The following is a 1,558-nucleotide window of genomic DNA, read 5'->3' on the forward strand; positions in this document are numbered from 1 at the left end:
GGCTGGCAGTAGAACAAACTTTCGTTAAACCAATACGTTCATTCTTTATTATCAAGTTTTTAGGCTACCTTTGTATTTTATTAACTTATTTACCAAACATTATGGGACTACTCAAACCGAATCAAGCTCTGAACAAAGCATATAGACAGGTTGCGATTGAAACAACAGATTTTGACTTATTCAAAAATGCCCTTCGCACATTGAGAGACAATATTGTGGATGGGCAAAGAGAACACACGCAAAAAGAACATTTACGTAATTTTCTGAGTGAAACGTTCTACAAGCCATACTACATGGCTCCCGAAGAAGATATTGATTTGGCTATCCGATTGGATAAAACTATCAAGTCCAATATAGGGTTATTGATTGAAGTAAAGAGTACCACCAACAAAGGTGAGATGATTTCTAATGACAATCTTAATCGTAAGGCTTTGCAGGAATTATTGCTATACTATCTTAAAGAACGTGTCAATAAGAAGAACAATGATATTAAATATCTCATCGCTACTAATATTCATGAATTCTTTATTTTTGATGCCCATGAGTTTGAACGCAAATTCTATCAGAACAAACAATTACGTCGTGAGTTTCAAGACTTTGTGGATGGACGCAAAACCAGTAACAAAACCGATTTCTTCTATACTGAAATTGCAACAACCTATATTGAGGAGGTGAAAGATAGCCTTGAATACACTTACTTCAACTTACAAGACTATCAACACCTGCTTGATAGAACAGACAGTAGCGCTTCACGCAAACTTATCGAACTTTATAAGATATTCAGCGATACACATCTTTTGAAGCTATCGTTCCAAAATGACAGCAATTCGCTCAACCGTGGATTCTACACTGAGCTGCTACACATTATTGGTATTGAGGAACGCAAAGAGAATAATAAAACCGTGATTGTACGCAAAGCTGTGGAACGGCGTGACGAGGCTTCATTACTAGAGAATACTATTAACCAACTGGATGCAGAAGATTGTTTGCGTCACATAAATGGTCGTTTGTATGGGAATGATTATGAGGAACGGTTATTCAATGTTGCAATGGAATTGTGTATTACTTGGATGAATCGTATCCTTTTCTTGAAACTGTTGGAGGCTCAGATGTTGAAATACCACAATGGAGATGCAATCTATAAATTTCTTTCAATAACTAAGATTCATGACTATGATGATCTCAACACACTCTTTTTCCAAGTGCTTGCACGTGACATGGGCAGCCGCACACACTCCATTATGCGTGATTTTGCTTACGTTCCCTATCTTAACAGTTCTCTTTTCGAGGTGACAGATTTGGAAAGTAAAACAATTAAGATAAACAGCCTTTCACAACGTACGGTACTTCCTGTCTTGGCGAGTAGCGTATTACGAAATAAAAAACGCAATCTACAAGTCAACGCATTACCCACCCTGCAATATTTGTTTGCTTTTCTCGACGCTTATAACTTTGCGAGCGAAGGCAGTGAAGAAGTGCAAGAAGAGGCTAAAACACTCATCAATGCTTCTGTTTTAGGGCTTATATTCGAGAAAATAAATGGTCACAAGGATGGTTC

1 pseudogene is annotated in these 1,558 nt (G+C 37.4%); it reads left to right on the top strand.

The annotated features are described in order from the left end of the window. Window positions 1-101: 101 nt before the first annotated feature. Window positions 102-1,558, top strand: a pseudogene (locus tag H8S63_RS19685) (class I SAM-dependent DNA methyltransferase); the annotation flags it as partial.

Origin of the sequence: Bacteroides sp. NSJ-39, from assembly GCF_014287315.1 — a bacterium.
In the GTDB taxonomy this organism is placed as follows: domain Bacteria; phylum Bacteroidota; class Bacteroidia; order Bacteroidales; family Bacteroidaceae; genus Bacteroides; species Bacteroides finegoldii.